At 59.6% G+C, this 18,254-nt stretch carries 14 protein-coding genes and 2 pseudogenes; 14 read left to right on the forward strand and 2 right to left on the reverse strand.

What is annotated here, in order from left to right; genetic code table 11:
- Positions 1-310 (forward strand): annotated as a pseudogene (locus ESO89_RS05265) (heavy metal translocating P-type ATPase); the annotation flags it as partial.
- Positions 311-630: 320 nt separating this feature from the next.
- Here ESO89_RS05265 and ESO89_RS05270 read toward each other — a convergent pair.
- Together ESO89_RS05270 and ESO89_RS05275 are read right to left on the reverse strand one after the other, a co-directional pair.
- Positions 631-1,518: pseudogene (locus ESO89_RS05270) on the reverse strand (hypothetical protein).
- A gap of 69 nt (positions 1,519-1,587) precedes the next feature.
- On the reverse strand, positions 1,588-1,884 hold the full coding sequence (locus ESO89_RS05275) for a helix-turn-helix transcriptional regulator (RefSeq protein ID WP_096396450.1): 297 nt from the start codon (positions 1,882-1,884) through the stop codon (positions 1,588-1,590).
- Positions 1,885-2,020: 136 nt separating this feature from the next.
- Here ESO89_RS05275 and ESO89_RS05280 point away from each other — a divergent pair, with 136 nt between their 5' ends.
- From ESO89_RS05280 to ESO89_RS05340, 13 genes are all read left to right on the forward strand, one after another.
- Entirely contained in the window at positions 2,021-2,188 is a 168-nt protein-coding gene (locus tag ESO89_RS05280) for a DNA-binding protein (RefSeq protein ID WP_009488216.1), read from the forward strand.
- A gap of 74 nt (positions 2,189-2,262) precedes the next feature.
- A complete protein-coding gene (gene xseA / locus ESO89_RS05285) occupies positions 2,263-3,315 on the forward strand; it encodes an exodeoxyribonuclease VII large subunit (RefSeq protein ID WP_096396451.1) in 1,053 nt (350 codons plus the stop codon).
- 2 nt (positions 3,316-3,317) lie between these two features.
- On the forward strand, positions 3,318-3,500 hold the full coding sequence (gene xseB, locus ESO89_RS05290; RefSeq protein WP_096396452.1) for an exodeoxyribonuclease VII small subunit: 183 nt from the start codon (positions 3,318-3,320) through the stop codon (positions 3,498-3,500).
- 203 nt (positions 3,501-3,703) lie between these two features.
- Positions 3,704-3,952, forward strand: a complete 249-nt coding sequence (locus ESO89_RS05295) for a hypothetical protein (protein ID WP_049987855.1) — start codon at positions 3,704-3,706, stop codon at positions 3,950-3,952.
- A gap of 6 nt (positions 3,953-3,958) precedes the next feature.
- On the forward strand, positions 3,959-4,381 hold the full coding sequence (locus tag ESO89_RS05300) for a hypothetical protein (RefSeq protein ID WP_096396453.1): 423 nt from the start codon (positions 3,959-3,961) through the stop codon (positions 4,379-4,381).
- Between the two features lie 28 nt (positions 4,382-4,409).
- Complete coding sequence (locus ESO89_RS05305; protein ID WP_128904626.1) at positions 4,410-6,146, forward strand: hypothetical protein; 1,737 nt, start codon at positions 4,410-4,412, stop codon at positions 6,144-6,146.
- Between the two features lie 3 nt (positions 6,147-6,149).
- Positions 6,150-6,986 carry a hypothetical protein gene (locus tag ESO89_RS05310; RefSeq protein WP_096396455.1) on the forward strand — a complete coding sequence of 279 codons (837 nt, stop codon included), beginning with the start codon at positions 6,150-6,152 and terminating at the stop codon, positions 6,984-6,986.
- Positions 6,987-6,988: 2 nt separating this feature from the next.
- Positions 6,989-8,104 (forward strand): hypothetical protein, encoded by a 1,116-nt coding sequence (locus tag ESO89_RS05315; protein ID WP_096396456.1) that lies wholly within the window; start codon positions 6,989-6,991, stop codon positions 8,102-8,104.
- Between the two features lie 2 nt (positions 8,105-8,106).
- Complete coding sequence (locus ESO89_RS05320; RefSeq protein ID WP_096396457.1) at positions 8,107-9,228, forward strand: hypothetical protein; 1,122 nt, start codon at positions 8,107-8,109, stop codon at positions 9,226-9,228.
- Positions 9,221-11,428: a VirB4 family type IV secretion system protein gene (locus ESO89_RS05325; RefSeq protein WP_128904627.1), complete on the forward strand. Its 2,208-nt coding sequence runs from the start codon at positions 9,221-9,223 to the stop codon at positions 11,426-11,428. The genes ESO89_RS05320 and ESO89_RS05325 overlap by 8 nt, the downstream gene beginning before the upstream one ends.
- Complete coding sequence (locus ESO89_RS05330; RefSeq protein ID WP_241686128.1) at positions 11,394-15,734, forward strand: primase-like DNA-binding domain-containing protein; 4,341 nt, start codon at positions 11,394-11,396, stop codon at positions 15,732-15,734. Before ESO89_RS05325 ends, ESO89_RS05330 begins: the two co-directional genes overlap by 35 nt.
- A gap of 351 nt (positions 15,735-16,085) precedes the next feature.
- Complete coding sequence (locus ESO89_RS18430) at positions 16,086-17,351, forward strand: phage NrS-1 polymerase family protein (protein WP_164932743.1); 1,266 nt, start codon at positions 16,086-16,088, stop codon at positions 17,349-17,351.
- 209 nt (positions 17,352-17,560) lie between these two features.
- Positions 17,561-18,094 carry a DUF7342 family protein gene (locus ESO89_RS05340; protein ID WP_128904628.1) on the forward strand — a complete coding sequence of 178 codons (534 nt, stop codon included), beginning with the start codon at positions 17,561-17,563 and terminating at the stop codon, positions 18,092-18,094.
- The last annotated feature ends 160 nt before the right edge of the window (positions 18,095-18,254 follow it).

An 18,254-nucleotide genomic window follows, 5' to 3' on the forward strand; every position in this document is an offset into this window, starting at 1 on the left:
GGCGGATGTCATTCTCGTGCAGAACAACCCGATGGATGTAGTGCGACTCGTGAAACTCAGTAAGGCGAGCTACCGGAAGATGCAGGAGAACATCGTGTGGGCCGCCGGATACAACGTCTTCGCACTTCCGCTTGCAGCAGGCGTCTTGGCACCGATCGGGATTCTGCTCTCCCCCGCTGTGGGTGCGCTCCTGATGTCGTTGAGCACGGTCATCGTCGCCATCAACGCACAGCTGCTCCGCCGCGTGGACCTGTCCATCCCCGAGCTTCCAAGCGGGACACCAGCGACTGACGCACAACCTGCAGACTGAAACGCTCCCGATCGCTTCGGAGCTTCTTTCAATTGAATTCGGTTGCTGGACAGCAGATGGCGACCTGCGTAATTTCGGTGGGTATCGCAATGCGGTCACCGGTTCCACAGTTTTCCCGAAGGGTGTATAGTTCGGTATACACAAACGCTTCCTCTGATGGGCGACACTGCTGCGTCAGCACTAGGTTTATACCGTTAGACGGACTTTATTCCGATATGAGCCTCGAAGAGACGGTTGACTACCTCGCCGAGGAACTCGACCTCGAGCGAAGTGAACACGTCCGTGAGGTTGGTCAGTCGGTCGCCGAGCTTCGCGACTGATCAAAACATTTCTCTGAAGTCTCGTTCGACCAGTCCGTTCTCCAGATACGTGATGAACTCTTGTTTCGTTGGTCCTTGACGGTCAAGTAGATCGTCCCGTCCTGCTCGTTCGAGAACTGCCTGCGCGAAGTCCGTACAGTGAGATTCGTGCTGCCCAGCATACTCTGTGAGGGCTTCTCGCCAGTGCATATCCAGCTCGAACTCGGCTAATCGGATTTGGATCCCGTCTTTCCGTTCGACGAGGTCGACGTCCAGCTCTTCGAGTTGCTTGAAACGGAGGTTGTTCCGGCGGACCGTGATGAGCCGCTTGGAATCGACGATATAGGGATCGACCCACTCTCGCCAGGAATCGTCGTCGACGTGCGTTCGTGGCATCTCAAAATCTGGGTCCACACTCTCAATACAGAACTGCAGCATCGCGATGCCAGTTCGATGATTCGCATTCGGGAGGGAATGTCGGAGGATCAAATTCGACATCACTTCGCCGGCGACTTCAGGAACTGATGCTCCCCACGTGACGTGGTCGAGTGCCTGTTGTATCTTCTGCGGTTCGAACTCCTTGTAGAGCCGGAACTCATCCGCGTCCCGAACATCGACAGCGGCCTCAAGCAATTCCACCAGTCGGAATGCGACAACTTGCCCAGCACGAGGGAGGTCACGAATACGGTCACTCAGTCACTCCCTGTCGAAGTCAATATCTTGGGCAGATTCGATCTCTGTATCGCCCTCATAGAGTACATAGACCAATGTTTCAAACGGGTAACCAATCAGCTTGGTCGACTCGTCAGACTGCTCTCGTCGAGACCGGATATCTGCTAGTGATGCCGAGCTATATCTGAGTGAGAAATTTTCGGCTTGTGGATGATGATAGAAGACGAGCCGGTCCATTTCACTCTACCTTTGTGAGGAATCGGTAAAGCAGTCTTGCTTCTTCTACCCTAATCTACTGACTCGGCTCTACGATGTCGTGGCTGCTTGCTCATCCTCAAGATACTGGTCTTCCCACTCTCGTCGCGCCTCGATCTCCCGTAATCCACGTTTCGTGACCGTATACACGTTCGTCCGTTTGTCGAGTTCGCCTTTCTCTAGGAGCCCTTTGTCGACGAGGTCGTCCAGATTTGGATAGAGCCGCCCATGATTGATCTCTTGTTCGTAGTAGTCGTCGAGTTCGTCCTTGACTGCGAGCCCGTGTGGCTCTTCGAGCCCCGTAATCACGTACAAGATATCTCGCTGGAATCCGGTTAAATCGTGCATCCGTCTGTTTCCCTACTTTTGACGGGGTGATTAAGTGCTCTCTGGTATCCTGAGTGCGTCTCGGCAGCACTATGGCCGAAATCCCGGCGAGAAACTTCGAACCTTTATATGGTGGACAAGAGAATCCTGTGATGGAATGTCTGACCTGATTGTCAAAGCAGCTGTGAAGGATGCACTGTCGGATCACAACGTCTCGGCCGATTTCTACGACGCCCTCAACGAAGAGGCCGCCGAACTCCTCGACGACGCTGCCGAGCGTGCCGAAGCGAACGATCGGAAGACGGTCCAGCCCCGCGACCTGTAGTCCGGGGTACCACAGTCGACCTCATCACTCGAACGTAGCTTTTTGAAGTTGCTCTTCAGTATTAGAAGACGCACATGGCGGAAGCACCGGATACTGAACGGCAGGCGGTCAACCCCGATTCGAGAGCGGTCCTCAGCGTTTCACAGCTGAACGACCGAATCGCGTCTGTCGTCGAGGAGACGCCTGCCCTCCACGGTGTCCGCTGTATCGGAGAAGTCACAGACCTCCACCAGAACAGTACGGCACTCTATTTCACGCTCACCGACGGTAACGCCGAGCTCCCCTGTATGCTCTGGGCGAACCGTTACCGCAACATGGACGTCGACCTCGGGGACGGGACCGAGGTCATCCTCGAAGGCGACATCGACTACTGGGTCGAAGGCGGGAAAATCGACCTCAAGCCGTGGGAGGTGATCGTCGTCGGCGACGGCGATCAAGCAGCTGCCGTCGAGCGACTGCGAAGCGAACTCGAAGAGCGTGGGTGGTTTGACGACGAGCAGAAACAGCGCCCGCCGGCGTTCCCAGAGCGGGTTGGGGTCGTAACCTCCCTCCGTGGCGATGCCCGCTATGACATCCAGAACGCGATCCACGAACAGGACCCTACCGTCGACATCCTGGTGAAGGACGCCACCGTCCAAGGGTCTGAGGCGCCCACGTCCATCGCGAACGGCCTCCACCATCTGGACCGCTCCGAGGAGGTCGACTCGATCATCGTCGGCCGTGGCGGCGGGAGTGATTCGAACCTCCAGGCGTTCAACACCGAGCGGGTCGCGGAAGCTATCTTCACCGCGAACACCCCGACCGTCACGGCGATCGGGCATACTGACGACCGGTTAATCGCCGATCAAGTCGCGGATGTGGCGACGATCACGCCGACGGCCGCTGGCGAGTATATCGTGAATTCCAGCGAGGAGTTCTTCGCGGGCGAGGTCAAGCCGTTGGCCCAGCAACTCGACGCCGCGTACGAAACCTTCCAGCAGGAGCACGAACACGAACAGGAACTCGCCGAAGCAGTCGACGAGGCGGCCGCATCCGAGGGGCTCCCGCCGGTCTACTACAAGGCCGCAATCGCTGTGCTGCTGTTGCTGTTGTTGGCCATCACTGGGCTTTGGTTGGGGGTGATCTAAACGTGGCAAACGACCAAGAGATCCACGACCGGCTGGCCCGTGTCGAAGAAATCATTAAACAGCTCGATGCGGACGAGTGTGACCTCGATGAAGGAACAAGGCTCCACGAGGAAGGTCAGGAACTCTTGGCCGAGGTGCGAGAAATCCTCGACAACGGGCGTGGAGAGGTCGTGGAACTCGAGTAGAGCGCGATTTCAGTCTTAACCAACAGTCAACGGAATCTAACCCCATTGTTGGTTAACGGTGCCTTTGCGAGGTGAACGAACTCTCCGGTTATAATTTACTTTAGATTTTTGCGCCAGTTGGTGGCCAGAAAGCATATACCGATCTTCTAGCTATCGCACCACCATGGACCGGGGCTCAACCGGTGCATACCCACCCCGCACATATGATCACACGGGCAGTCACCATCGAAGACATCGATGATCTGTACCTGACGTGGAACAGCCATATCAACGGTTCCGCCCTCTATCGCCGCGCCCTCCGAGATGAGATGGAGCTTCGCGACGTCGACCCCGACGAGCTTCGAGATCTCTTCGAACGGGCCCGCGAACAGGGCTACACGAAAGACGAGATCGTCGACGAGACCAACCGCTACGCTGATCTGAAAGCACTCGTCGACGACGCAGAGGAGTAACCCGCTATGTCACAGGACAATACGCCCTCCGAGACGGCTTCGAATCGCCCCGACAGCCAGTCCACGGCATCGAGTAGGCTTCCCAGGCAAGCTGTGTTCATCGTCGTCGTCCTGAGCCTGTTCGCTGTGGAACCCGCCGCCGCACAGACGAACGCTGTCTGTAGCGCAGACAACCTTCCCAGCATGATCGAGGGCTTCTTCCAGCTTACCACGGCGCTGGGCATTGTCGGCCTCGCAGTCGTGTGGCAGGCTGACTCCCTTATCGAGATGTTCACGATTACGCCCGAGCAGAAGAAGGGCCTCAAGCGCCACAAACGGTCGGCGATGAAGTCCGCGGTCGTCCTCGTCGCCCTCGGGCCACTCTACACCGTCGCTGGGTCGATGATGAACCTCCCGCTGGCGCAGTGCGTCGACCTCGCCCCCTGGTAGGTGACTACCACCCCCGTCGCGAGCCCCCATGACACAACGAGAGCTCTCCGTGCTAATGGCCGCCCTGTTCGTGACGAGTTTAGTCACGGGTCTCGTCACTGCAAGCCCGCCACGGCCAGGCACGGAGGGGAATGGGCTCACTGAGAATGAATCAGCGACGCTGTGGTCTCGCGACGCGGACAACTACATCACCCAGGAGGAGTACCAGCAGCGCTACGGCGAGAGCCGGACCGCGATGCACCAACTCGCAAACGGGACGGACATCACGTTCACGCGCCCGCCGGCGACAGCTGCAACGTGGACGCGAAACGATTTCGCTGATCTCGAACCCGGTGGGTCGGATACGTCTGTGTATCCGCGCCACGCGTCGCTCGAAGACGGGGTGTTCATCGAGGACGCCCACGCCACGGTGTTCGCAGTGCAGCCGTCGACGCGAGGTCACTTGGAGTCGGGTGACACGCCGCTCTATATCGCGCCGAACGGCACGATGCGGGGGTTCGTCGACTATCGCGTTCGCGTCCCGAACGGGAGCTCTTCGGGGAACACGACGATCGAGTGGTCGCTCGCGAGCAACGAGGTTGAGGAGGTTCGATTGCAGAAGGACGGCGAAACCATCGTCGAGCGCGACGGCTCGCACACGCCGGCCCTCGACTACCAGATCGAGGATGACTGGAGTGCAAACCTCACGCTTGAAGCCGAGATCAGCGTCCGGTTGAAGAAGACCACGCGAATCGACCGAGGCGACGAGACTGATGTCGAGGTCACGTACCGAACCGAATCGCTCAACGTCTCGGATTCGATCGCCGTCGAGATCTACGACCTCTCGGCGTACCCCTACTACGCCGAGTATCCCAATGGTGACGCCGGTGTGGCCATTTTCCAGTCCAGACCGTGGCAGGGGTACACGCTGACGGAGAATGGAAGCGCACGAGTGCGTGGCGTCTGGCGGTTCTACACCGCTCGGAACACCAACTGGGATACACTCGTCAGGTCGAACCGAACCGACAGCGCCACCGTCGAGTCGGATGCGATTCCGGTCTATATTCACGCGTACCCGTCGCGAATCGGCCCGCGTGCTGAACCAGTTCGCGATGGCCCAGAGATTATCGACACCTGGGGCACTGACCGACCGTCTCCGGACGGAACGCTCGGTGAGAACATCAACATCGACATCGTCAACCAGTCGTACACGACGACGTACGGTGTTGCGGTTCGCGCGGAGAACGTCGACCGCGACGCGCTCCAGGTGGCGGGGATCGTACGGGGCGTGAACGCCTCGATTGTGGCACCTGACGCTAGCTCAGAGCGGCAGCTCCGGCGCAGTAATCTGACGGTTGAGGTGCTCCAGCAGAACGAAAGTCAGGCCACACTCCGCATCGAACTCCGAGACAACGAGACCGGCGCACCGATCGTGCTCAGCGATCCCGACCGACGATATCCAATTGGCGGGAACACTCGCAACGGCTACATCACCATCGCGGAGCAACGCGTCGAGACCAACGCCTCCGGGGTGGCGATTGTGACGATCGACGAGCCGGGTATCTACACGGCACGGTACCATCCGGGTTCGTGGCTCGGGCACAACCCCGCATATGTGAGTGCGACGGCTACTGCTCGCTGGCATCCGCTCGGCACCATCGACGGTTGGTTCGCATTTATTTTCGAGGTCGGCTGGCAGCTCATCCCGTTTCTTGTGATGTTCTACGCAGGCAAGCGGCTCCTCCGAATGCTCGGTCCAGAAGACATCTTCCAACGGAACCCATAGTCCATGACTAGAAACCACCCACACATCAGTCGGCGAACCGCCCTCCGAACAGTCGCAGGTGCTGCGCTCGTAAGCGTCGCTGGCTGTCTGAACGACAATGGCGGTTCTGGGACGCCTGGTGATGGAACGACCTCTCCAGATGGCAACGGCCCACTCACGCGCATCGCTGTCGAGGAGACAACACTCGTCGTCGAACTCTCCGAAGAGGCCGACGTCGACCAAGTCAACCTCATCCAACCGAACGGCGAGTTATTCGGGAAGCGTGACGTAGCCGCAGGTGCTCAGCAGGTCTCATTCGAGATCGGCACCGCATATGCGCCCGGTGAGTACCGCGTACTCGCGTTGAAAGGCGAGGAGACAGTAGTTGAGACCACGACTGAACTGCGTCCAGAGATTCAGATACAGGATGTCGGACTCTATCGGAATAACCCAGATAAGCCGTGGGACGAAGTCTATGGTGAGAGCGAGACGGACCGGATCAAGAATGGCGAGGCATTCGTTACGGTAGAGAACACAGGAAGCGGTCCGGAAGCGATAACTGAACTAATCTTCTCCGGGGACGTTCCCAATCCAATTGAGAACCCCAGAGGCAGTGGAATGCACGAAACCGACCGGGTAGTAGTTTCCCCCGGCGAGACGGCCGACCTGTTCAGTAGTTCGTTTCCGTTCGGTACAGAAACTGAGGACGGGATGGGATGCTCCCCAGACGGGAATAGTGGCCAGTTTACTGTTATCGTTGAGACACGGGTCGGTGGAAATCAGGTCTCAAGCACCTACAACGTTCAATACACTGGTTCCGACGATATGACTGATTGTGAGGTCACGATCACTGAGGTATAACGATGGTCGATCTCATTGATGTCGTCCTTGAGGGTATCAAGGGCGTCGTTGAGTGGTTCATTGGGCTGTTCATGGACGGTCTCAGATCAGGGTATGAAACTCTGACTGAGGGAATGTTCGGGACACCTACTCCAGAGACGAACGGAGCTTTTGTCTTCGGTGAACCAACCAATGCACCCTGGCCAGCGATTCACGATGCTCTCATCGGCGGCGAAATCATGCTGGTTGCCCTCTTGCTCCTCGTGATGAGCGTTCAGGGCCGTCACACGGTTCGGATATTCAATATTGGAAGTACCTACGAAGCCCGAAAAACGAAGAAGACGGCCTGGGTCGGTGCTTTTCTAATCATTACGTGGTATTGGGTTGGAACTCTTGCACTCTACCTCGTTGACGGATTCACTATCGCCCTGATGCCGGAGCTTTCCTCGGTTACGGAGGCGATGATTGGATTCTTGGAGGTATCTATCACAAACCCAGGGCTGGGACTATTGTTCGCCGTGATTGGTGGAATCTCGATGTGGGCGCTGGAGGCGCTGTTCTACATCCGGATGATTCTGCTGTATGTCTACCTGTACGGAATGCCGATTGCATTTGCACTGGCCTACGGAAACATTCCGGTCGTATCCGATATCGCGATGGGGTTCTGCAAACGGTTTGTCCCGTTGGCTGTCCTCCCGCTCCCAGCAGCGATGGTCCTCAAGGGGTACGATTTGATCTACGGCGGTGGAACGCTCACACCCGGAACAGCGTTCCTCAAATATCTCGTCGCGGCGTCGCTTCCACTGGTCGCCCTCTACATCACGTGGAAGACGTTCAAATACGCGACGCCGCTGACGGCCAAAGTCGTCGGCGGTGCGACGAAAGGCGCAGCACTCGTTGGTGGTGTCGCCGCCGGTGCCTATGTCGGTGGCGCCGGCGTCGCGACGACCGCCGCTCGGTGGGGGCCGAAAGCCGCCGCTGGCCACGCCGTCGCACAAAAGGCAGCTGCCCGCGGTGGGCATGGAGGAGACGATGGCGGGACGCCATCGTACCGTCGAACAGAGAATGACCCTGGTGGAGCGACAGCGGAATCGGCGAGTGACGACCGTGGGATGGAGTTTGATCGAGGAATCCACTAACAATGTCAGCAGATCAAGACGCGGCCGCACGGCGCATCATGGATCAGTTCGGCGAGGAGAGTCGCATCCCGTATCTCAATATCGAGGAAGGAGACGTCGGCATGCTCATCGCCTTCCCCATTATTGGGCTGTTTATCGCTGGCCTCACCGGGATCGAGTCGCTTGCCCTCCCGTTCGTCGCTGGCGGGCTTGGCTTTGGCGTTGCCGTCATCTACGTCTCACCAACCCACCTGAACGCTTGGACGTGGACCAAAGACGTCTATCGATACCTCAAACGGCCTCAGATCACGTTCAGTGCGCCCGCCGAAGCCGACACGAGTACCAACGAGTCAGAGCGCAACGAAGGCGGACTCGCGAACTACACGCCGTTCAAGCCGGACGAGCGGACACAGGACCTCACGAACATCAAGCGGGCGTGGCCGGGTGCTGGTGCCATCCAGCGTGAAGACGGCGCGATGGAGGCGTTCATCGAGATCGATCCGGCCAACATGGACTTCGCGATGTCCGACGACTGGGCGCAGCTGCAAGACGCCGGCGAAGAGTTCGCCAACAAAGAGCTGGACTCGAAGCTCAAACTCCACGCCACAACTCGTTCCTTCCCGGTCGAGCAGATCACCGAGACTATCGAGGATCGGCTCACGGACGAAGACGTCACGGAGAACCCGATCTTCCGGGAACTCCTCGAAGAATATCGGGAAACACGGCCGAAGGAGATGCGTGACCGGGGCATTCAGCAGGTCCGGTACTACATCGGCGTTGAAGTCAGCCCGATAGAAGTGTACGACCGCTTCCGCGACGAGGGCACCCCCGCCGAGAAGCTGACCCAGTTCCCCGTCATCGGGTTCCTGTTCAACCCGTTCGTCACCCGCCGCGAGGACCTCACCGACGTCGAACGTCGTGCGCAGATGTTCGAGAAGCTCGACAGTCGCGTGAACGACGTTCGCTCCGAGTTTATCCAGCAGGCGTCGGGGTGGTCCGCACGTCGACTCAGCACGGTCGAGCTGTTCGTTCTGAATATGGACTTTTGGAACGGCCGCGAACATGACTACGACGAGGCGGAACGTGTCGTTCGCGACCAATCGATCATCGGCCACTCGCGCCGGGAGGACCCACACGATGCGTAACGTGATCCTCCAGACTGGTGGTGGCGCGCTTGGCTCCGTCGCCGGGTGGCTCCAGAATCTGACACCAGCAGAGAGTGCAGTACTTGCCCTTGCAGTGGGTCTCGGCCTTGGCGTCGGCAGTAAGTACCTGTGGGACCGCTTCACTGCGGATGATGAACCAGACGTGGACTTTACCGATGTCCTCGACGAGGAGACACTCGAAGAAGGCGAGGCCGAACGCAAGCTCCTCGACGACATCTCCGAGTCGCACAAGACCGTCACCGCTCCCGGAGCTGTCGAGTGGGAAACGCGAGCCGCACGGGTCGGCGAACAGTGGACGACGACACTCTACATCGCTAACTATGCCGACTATCCCAACGACGGGTATCTGAGCGACCTCTTCGAGATGACCGATGTCCAGTTCGATTTGACGGCCCACATCACGCCGAAAAATCAGGAGCGGGCCCGGAACGAACTGCAGGACATCGCTGACGACCTCCAGGTCGATGCTGACCTCGAACAGAGTATCCGGAGCGCCTATCTCCAAGAGCGCGCCAACGAGGCCGCAGCGACGTACAAGGCCGTCGAGAACGGCGCGAACGTCTTCGACCAAGGGATGTTCATCACCGTGCGGGCCGACGAGAAAGACGAACTCAGAGATGCCGTCCAGACGGTCAAGAGCGCGCTCCGCGACGACCCGGCGAACCTCACGCCGAAGACGGCTATCTGTCGGCAGGATCTCGCCCTCCAATCCGCCGCGCCCATTGGTGACAACGAATTCGGGCGGACATCGATTGCGCTCGGCGGCGCCGTCGGCGCGTTGCTGTCCTCGCCGCACAACGCGACGATTCTCGAGGAGGGCGGCGTCGAGTTCGGGATTCACAAAGATAACCAGAGTCCCGTGGTCATCGACCCGTTCGCGCGGGACAACGGGTACGCGATGTTCACCGTGGGCGACACGGGGTCGGGGAAGTCGTTCAGTTCGAAGCAGAACTTCATCCGCTCCATCGAGCAGAGTAAGGACCGTATCGGCATCATCCTCGAGCCGCTGAACAACTGGGCCGGTGTCTCGGAGGCGCTCGACGCCAAGCGGATCACAGTCGGCGGGACGCTCGGGCTGAACCCCTTGGAGATTCGGGAGACGCCCGAACACGTCCAGCGGGCGATGGGCGAGGACGCGAGCCCGTTCAACGAGAAACTCGACGACGCGATGAGCTTCCTGACGAACTTCTTTGCCCTCCGGGGCATCTCACTGGGAGACCGGCGCACTACGCTCGAACTCGCCCTCAAACGTGCCTACCAGCGCAACGGCATCACCGACGACATCTCGACGCACAGCAATCCGAGTCCGACCATCCGTGATATGATGGACGTCTTCGAGGACATGGTCGACGACCCTGAGGAGTTCGTCGTTCGATCCGACGAAGAGGCAGGGAAGATCAAAGAGGACGCGACGTGGCTCCTCGATCAGCTGCGCCCCTTCGAGGACGACGGTCGCCACGCCAACCTCGGCCAAGAATCGGATTTCGACATCCGGGACGAGAAGGTCATCTACCTCGATCTGGCCCAGCAGGAGGGCAGCGTCGACAGCAGCACGGCACTGACGATGCAGCTACTCATCTCGCTGGTGTACGAACGGGCGAAGGTCTCGGAGAAGGAGGTCGTGTTCTACATCGACGAGGCGCGCTACATCATGCAGGACGCCGCGAGCCTGGCGTTCCTCGAGACGGTGTTCCGCCACCACCGCCATCACGACCTCTCGATTCGACTGGTCACGCAGACCGTCGACGAGTTCTTCGAGCACGCCGAGAGCGAGGCCATTCTGGACCAGTGTGCAGTCAAGCAGTTCCATCGGCTGGACGGAATGGACAAGGAGTGGGCCGACGAGTTCGGGCTGAACTACGCGCAGATGCGGTTCGTCCAGGACGCCGTCCCCGGCAACGAGGACGCCGGCTTCTCCGAGGCGCTCGTCGGCGTCGACGGCGAGTGGCGCGGCATCCAAGTCAAAGCGATGCCCAAAGAGAAGCAAGTCATCGACTTCGAGCCAACCGAGCAACGGCGATCCTCACTCCCCGGGACTGGTGAGAACGCCGTGAACGCGGACGTGCAGGCGTTCCAAGACGAGATTGAACGCCGAGGGACTGACAACGGACAACTCCAATCTGAGCGGGCGCCAACAGAGACTGATGGCGGTGAAACGGGAGGTGGAGACGATGCGTGAGTATCTTCGCGTGACGCCAACCTCCGAACGCCTCAATCCGGAGCGTCTGCCGCAGGCACTGGAGAGCCTCCACAAACTGACCTCAACGGACTCGACAGGGCTAGCTGACAAACTCAATCCGCTACATAGCGACACACCGCTACGCTTCGAATTTCTCGCGCTGAGCGAGGGGAAAGATGACCCCGTCGAATTCTACTACGGTGCCGACGACCATCTGGATACCCTGGAGAAACGGCTCCGGTCGATCTATCCAGAGACGTTCGACATCGAGCGTACCGAGGTCGACGTCGCATCCCGACTCGTGCAGCCTGTCGAATTCGACCGCGAGACATTCGTCGAGCACTATGAGTCAGGCGAGCTCACGTACGAGTTTGGCCCTGACGAGCACTACGAGCTCGAGACTGATGACGACAGTCAAGCGGAACTAACGGAAGCTGAATCAGCTGCGGATGGAGGGACGGTCACCGACCTGTCTGCCGACCACGTCATCGAAGCTGGGGATACTGCCCTCGAACTCGCTCCACCAGATGCGATTCTCGAGGATGAGCCACTCACGGCGCTAGCGAAACCAACGATGACGTCAGAGGGAACGATACTCGCCCGGCCAGCGACCGATACCGTCTCCCCACTCGGCGTGCGGTGGCAGGGCTCGGCGACCCGAAAGCAGGACTGGATGACCTCACTCTCGCCATTCACTGCCGACGACGTCGACGATAGCCCCGACGCTGTCGACCAGCCTGGCGGTGCGCTCGCATCACTCGTCGATGACTTGACGGAGGCGAGTGCGCCAATCGCGTTCCAGGTCGTCTTCCAGCAGCGAGATAGCTGGCAGGGCGATGCTGAACTTCGCAAGGAAGACATCATCGATGGCCGGGATACCTGGGCTCAGCGAGTTTTCGGGTCACTCTTCGAGTTTGACGACGAATCTGACCACCGAAGCCGGGAGGAGTTGAGTGGCCCACAAGCAAAACGCGTCGGGGCCATCGAGGCCAAAAACCCGAAGCGCTCGTTCACCGCGAATATTCGAGCACTCAGCGTTCCATCCAGTGACGGCGAGCGTGAAGCGCTCGACAAGCACCTGCAGTCACTCGCGCCAGTTTTCGATCCACTCGACGGGCCGTATTACGAGGTGGAGGCCGAACGGATACGCGACAGCGGCTTCCGGGCAGCCACGAAAGAACGGAACGCACGAGCGGCGCTGCAGCGGCTCTTGGATCGTGAGATCACGACCGGTCGTGGGACGACCCGACCAGAGTTCGTCCTGAGTGGTCGAGAACTCGCGCACTTCGTACTCGTCCCCTCCTCGGAGCAGCTTACTGTCGAGGGGGCACGTGGGACGCGTGCGGAACAGCAGAGTCGGAATCCGTTGCCCCGTCCGCACCAGGACCTTATGGGTGAGTTCCGAGACGGGATGGCAATCGGGTATGCCCTCGACGACACCGGCGAGGCCGAAGACGTGCCGACACACATTCCACCCGGACTGCTGCCCACACATTACGGCCGGTTCGGAACAACCGGCTCTGGGAAGTCGAAAGCCCTGATCAACGATATGCTGTCGCTGTACGACAACACCGAGGGGCCGACGATCCTCATCATCCCGAAGAACGACGACATGGCCCAGAATTATATGCGGGCTCACGCGCGTCGGTTCGGAATGACCGACCTCGAAGAGAACGTCGTCCACTTCCCGATCCCGGACGTGCTCCCCGGGTTCTCGTTTTTCGATCTCGGACCGTCGATGGAGAGCGGACGGCGCCGCGAAGACGCCGTCCAACGGAAGGCCGACCACTACGAAGAGATTTTGAAGCTCGTGATGGGAACCGACCGCTACGAGCGGGCGACTGTGGCCCCGACTCTCATCAAGACACTCATCAAGGCCCTGTTCGACGAGGAATACGGGCGTGAGAACGGGCTGTACCGAGCGTCGACGGACTACTTCGCCCACCGACAGCTCGAACACGTCGTCGACCAGCTCTGGGAGGCCGGGCCACCGAACGAAAACATCGGCGACGCCCCACGGTCGAGCGACGAGGAAGTCACGCGGACGATTCGACGGCAGCTCCAGTTAGATTCGAACACCTTCGCGAACGTGATGGGCGGTGTCGGAAACCGCCTTGCGTACATTTCACAGGATACGCACCTGCGGCAGATCTTCAACAATACCGAGAACCAGTTCGACTTTCGGGATGTCCTCGACGAGGATACGGTCATCCTCTTCGACCTCGGAGATCTCCGCGACGACGCTGCCCGGATTATGACCGGTGTGATCCTGACCAATCTCGATGCAGCTCTCAAGGACCGCAAACAGGCCCTCTCCCAGCACTCGGACGACTACGTCGTGAACTTGCTCGTCGACGAGGCAGCATCGGTTGTGGTCTCCGACATCATGAACGATCTCCTCGAGAAAGGCCGGGGATTCCGGCTCTCTGTTGGCCTGTCGATGCAGTTCCCCGAACAGATGGAGGCCGAAGGCGGGCGGAAGATCTACCTGAACGCTCTGAACAACATCGGTAGTTCGCTCATCGGGAAAATCAACGTCGACCGGGAACTGGCACGTGCGATGGCCCACGAAGAGATGGACCCTGCGGATTTCGCCAATCGGATCCGTTCGTTGCCGCGCGGAGAGTGGATCGCCAGCTTGCCAAGCCCGACGTTCGGTGAAACGGGGCCGTATCCGTTCAGTCTCGAACCACTCCCGATTCCACCGGGCCACCCCGAGAGCGAATCCCCGCTCACAGAGCGTGAAGAGGAGCAGTTCACTGAGACACTCTCCTCGATGCACGAGGACATCAATGACGAACACGGCGTGCCGGCCGCAACAGACGCCTCAACAACGAGAACACCGACCGACGGACACGGGGTGCTCGATATCGGGAGCGACGACCTGGACGTCGCGATTGCGAACGTGGTTCGGAGTCTGCAGCTTCGAGAGGGCTGCCGTGAGGAAAACGGCTGGGTGGCCGTCGAAGCAGTTGACGACGAACTCAGACGGCTCTTCGACGACGTCGACGCCGAGCCGCCATCGTATGATGCCCTCGCGGACATCCGAGAACGATCACGATACCTCGATACGACCGTCGATATCGACGCCGACGAGCTCCGCATCCGGCTCACTGAAGCCGGAGAGGATGTCTCGACACCCGATACTGGTGGCGTGCAGGCCGCTGGTGGGAGTGCCCACGACGCAGCACTCCTTCAGATCGAAGAAGAGCTCACCGCACTCGGCTTCACTGTCTCGATCCTCGCACAGGATGGCAGCGAGAAACCTGACGCGAGGGCGAGCCACCCCGACGTTGCCGACCGATTCGCCATCGAAGTCGAAACGACGACACCCGAGAATCCCGCAAAGGTGCTCACGAATCTCCGGAAAGCCCAAGAAGCAGGGGATATCCCGCTGTTTGTCGTTCGCCCAGGAAACGACGAAACTGAGTGGGCCGAGCGTGTCGACGGCATTCTCACACCACCCGTCCGTACCCTCCAGAATGGTGAGACACGGTTCTACACGACTGACTCGAATCTCACGTTCAACGGTGGAGCGACCGAAGAAGGTGGAGTGACGGCCGTGCGACCGGCGACCGACGACGAGAACGGGACCCAGAACATCTGGCAGCGTGATGGCGACGAGATCGTCCTTCGTGATGCCAGCGGGACGGAACACATCCGTCTCCCATCGCTTGGAAAACTCTCGAAAGATCGTGTTCCAGCCATCTACAGCTACGACCACGCTGCCGACGAGTACGTCGTTTATGAGCATGGTGAGCAACACATCTACGAGACGAAATCGGCGTTCGAGGATGACTGGGTGCGTATCAAGAAGCCATTCGTCCCCGAAGCCGGACTCCCCGTACCAGACTACACACGTTCGACGTACGGCATCGTCATCCTTCACGATGAGGCGAAATCGGTCGTGTATGAAGACGGTGGGAAGCGGCCACTCTCGGCAATCACTGACGGGGCATTCCGTCCCGCATCGCCTGAATCAGCGGCCGCTGACGAACCACCCAGTCAGAACGACCAGGCCGATGAGAAAGTCGAGGAAGACCAATCGCCACCGTCGTTCGAAGCGTTTGTCGACGAATATCTCGTCGAAGACGCGGATGAAGCCGTGCCGAAAGACGATGTATTCGGTCTCTACAACGACTGGGCAGAGGCACACGTCATCGACGATCCGCTGAATAAGAGTTGGTTCACCCGGAAGCTCAACACCCACATCAAGGTGGACTCCACGAAGAAGCGAATCGACGGGGAACCCGTCCCGCATTACACTGGTGTCCGCATCCGGTCTGAAGAGGACTTTCAGCCATGAAATGGACGTACACGGTCCAATTCCCGATATCATCGGGACTTCTTGAGACCTGTTCCACCCAAGCTGAATCATGACCTCATCCAATCAAACTCGAAGGTCGGAAATCACCCGACAGCGGTATGTTCCACCCAAATTCCCAATGGGTGGAACACCAACGAACCGAGCGAAATGGGTGGAACACGCTCACGTCCAGCGATTTTTAACCTGCTATAGCGGGTGTTCCACCCAACAACCAACTAAGATAGAACGGGGGGTCCCCGTTGGGACCAAGGGATTGGATCGCGACGTACAGCAGAGAGCGTTCTGTGCTGGCTCAGAGCCAGTGAGAGCCATGCGAGGTGCTACGTGAGGATGAGTGACCCTATCGTCAACGAGCCGGAGGCGATTCCGGAGACGTTACGCGAACGCGACCAGTGGGTGTGCTGGCGCGAGGAGGAGCGAGACGGCAAACCGACGAAGATTCCGGTGACGCCAGGGGCTGGGGGGTTCGCGTCAGCAACAGAGTCGGAGACCTGGGCGAGTTTCGAGGCAGCACTCGACTACAGCGAGACAGAGCACGCCGATGGTATTGGGTTCGTGTTTACTGACGACGATCCCATCGTCGGCGTCGATCTGGACGACTGCCGCGACCCGGAAACCGGCGACGTCGACGACGCAGCGCTGGACATCATTGAGCGACTCGACTCCTACACCGAGGTGTCACCGTCCGGTACCGGCTATCACGTCCTGATCACTGGCGCACTCCCCGAGGGGCGGAACCGGCGCGGGAGCGTCGAATTGTACGACACAGCACGCTTTTTCACCGTCACTGGCGACCACGTCGAGTGGACACCAACGCGCGTTGCACGCCGGCAGGACGCGCTCACAGCGATTCACCGCGAGTACGTCCAGGACACAGAGCGTGACACAGCCTCCGAGTCCGAACAGCGTGATGGCACTGACGCCCGGTCACCGACGACCGACGCAGCTGACGTCGACGTCGACCTCGAAGACGAGGACCTCCTCGAAAAAGCGCGAAACGCATCGAACGGCGAGAAGTTCGAGCGGCTCTGGAACGGGAATACGGTCGGCTACGACAGTCAGTCCGAGGCCGACATGGCTCTGTGCTGTTTGCTTGCATTCTGGACCGGCGGCGACCAGACGCAGATGGATCACCTGTTCCGCCAGTCGGGACTCCACCGCGAGAAATGGGACGAGGTTCACTACGCTGACGGGTCGACCTACGGCGAGAAGACCATCGAGCGAGCGATTGCGACCACATCGGAGTTCTACAACCCGGACGCCGGCGACGACGCCGCAGATCCCCACGGCACACCTGACGAGGTCACAGCTGGCGGGACACCTGACGAGGCAGACCGGAGTCGTGCATACCTGACGGAGAAAAACCGACTGTTGAGCGAGCGCGTCGACGAGATCGAAGCAACACTCGAACAGAAGACGGAGCGGATCGAGACTCTCGAAGCAGAGGTCGAGCGGCTCACCGGCGAACTCGCAACCCGTGACCGGGAGACTGCGCAGTCTCACGAGGAAGACTCCGGTACTGCGAGAGAGACCGATGACGATTCAGAATCACCCTCTATGTTGAGTCGATTCTTCGGTGGCCAGTCCGAGTATTAGCGCCGCGTCACCTTCATCCGAGAAGTCCTCCCTCGAGCCTTCTGATTCTGCGAGCCGAGACGGTTTAACCAACAGACTCGCTATATCACGCTATTTGTTGGTTAACTACGCTCAATCCCGCCACAAACCGGGGACTACCGCAGGATCCGGTAGTTCAGGAAACTATTCCTCGAAGTAAGAAATATATCCTTCGCGCTGCAATCCTGAATATGTCCGAGACAGACGCCCCCGATGGGCCGCCCCCCTTCGAGGAGCCGTTCAGCAGCGACGACGTCGAACAACGCATCTACGGCACCATCCTGCAGACCCGCGAGCCGACGACGGCGAGCGCGATCGCCGACACCGCCGACTGTGACCCCAAGACCGCCCGGAAGTATCTGGGGTGGTTCGACGACCTCGGCATCGTCACCCAACACGATGGCCATCCAGCCACGTACGAACGCAATGACGCGTATTTCGAGTGGCGACGCATCAACCAGCTCGCAGCCGACCACTCCGTCGAGGACCTGCAGAATTGCGTTCGTGAACTCACGACGCGCATCACCGAGTATGAGGAGGCGTACGACGCCGCGTCACCGGCTGCCGTCGACGCCGTTACCGCCGCGGAAGGCAGCGACGAGCGAACCATCGACGACGTGTACAGCGACCTCGGCGACTGGGCGACCGCCCGCGAAGAGCGAGACCGCTACGAACGGGCGCGCCAGCAACGCACGGGTAGCGAACGCGAACAGGCATCCGGGTAGCCCGCTCGATGGTGCCACCGACAGGCGATGGCGGGAGCCCGGCCCCCCATCGATCGCCCAATCCTCGAGTTCCTTCAGCAGTTTCGAGGCGGAGCCTCCGGCCTTAATGAGTGAGCGAAGCGAACGAGTAGGCCGGAGAGGAAGCCGACAACTCTGCAAT

The sequence above is a fragment of the Halorubrum amylolyticum genome (assembly GCF_004114995.1).
Lineage (GTDB): Archaea > Halobacteriota > Halobacteria > Halobacteriales > Haloferacaceae > Halorubrum > Halorubrum amylolyticum.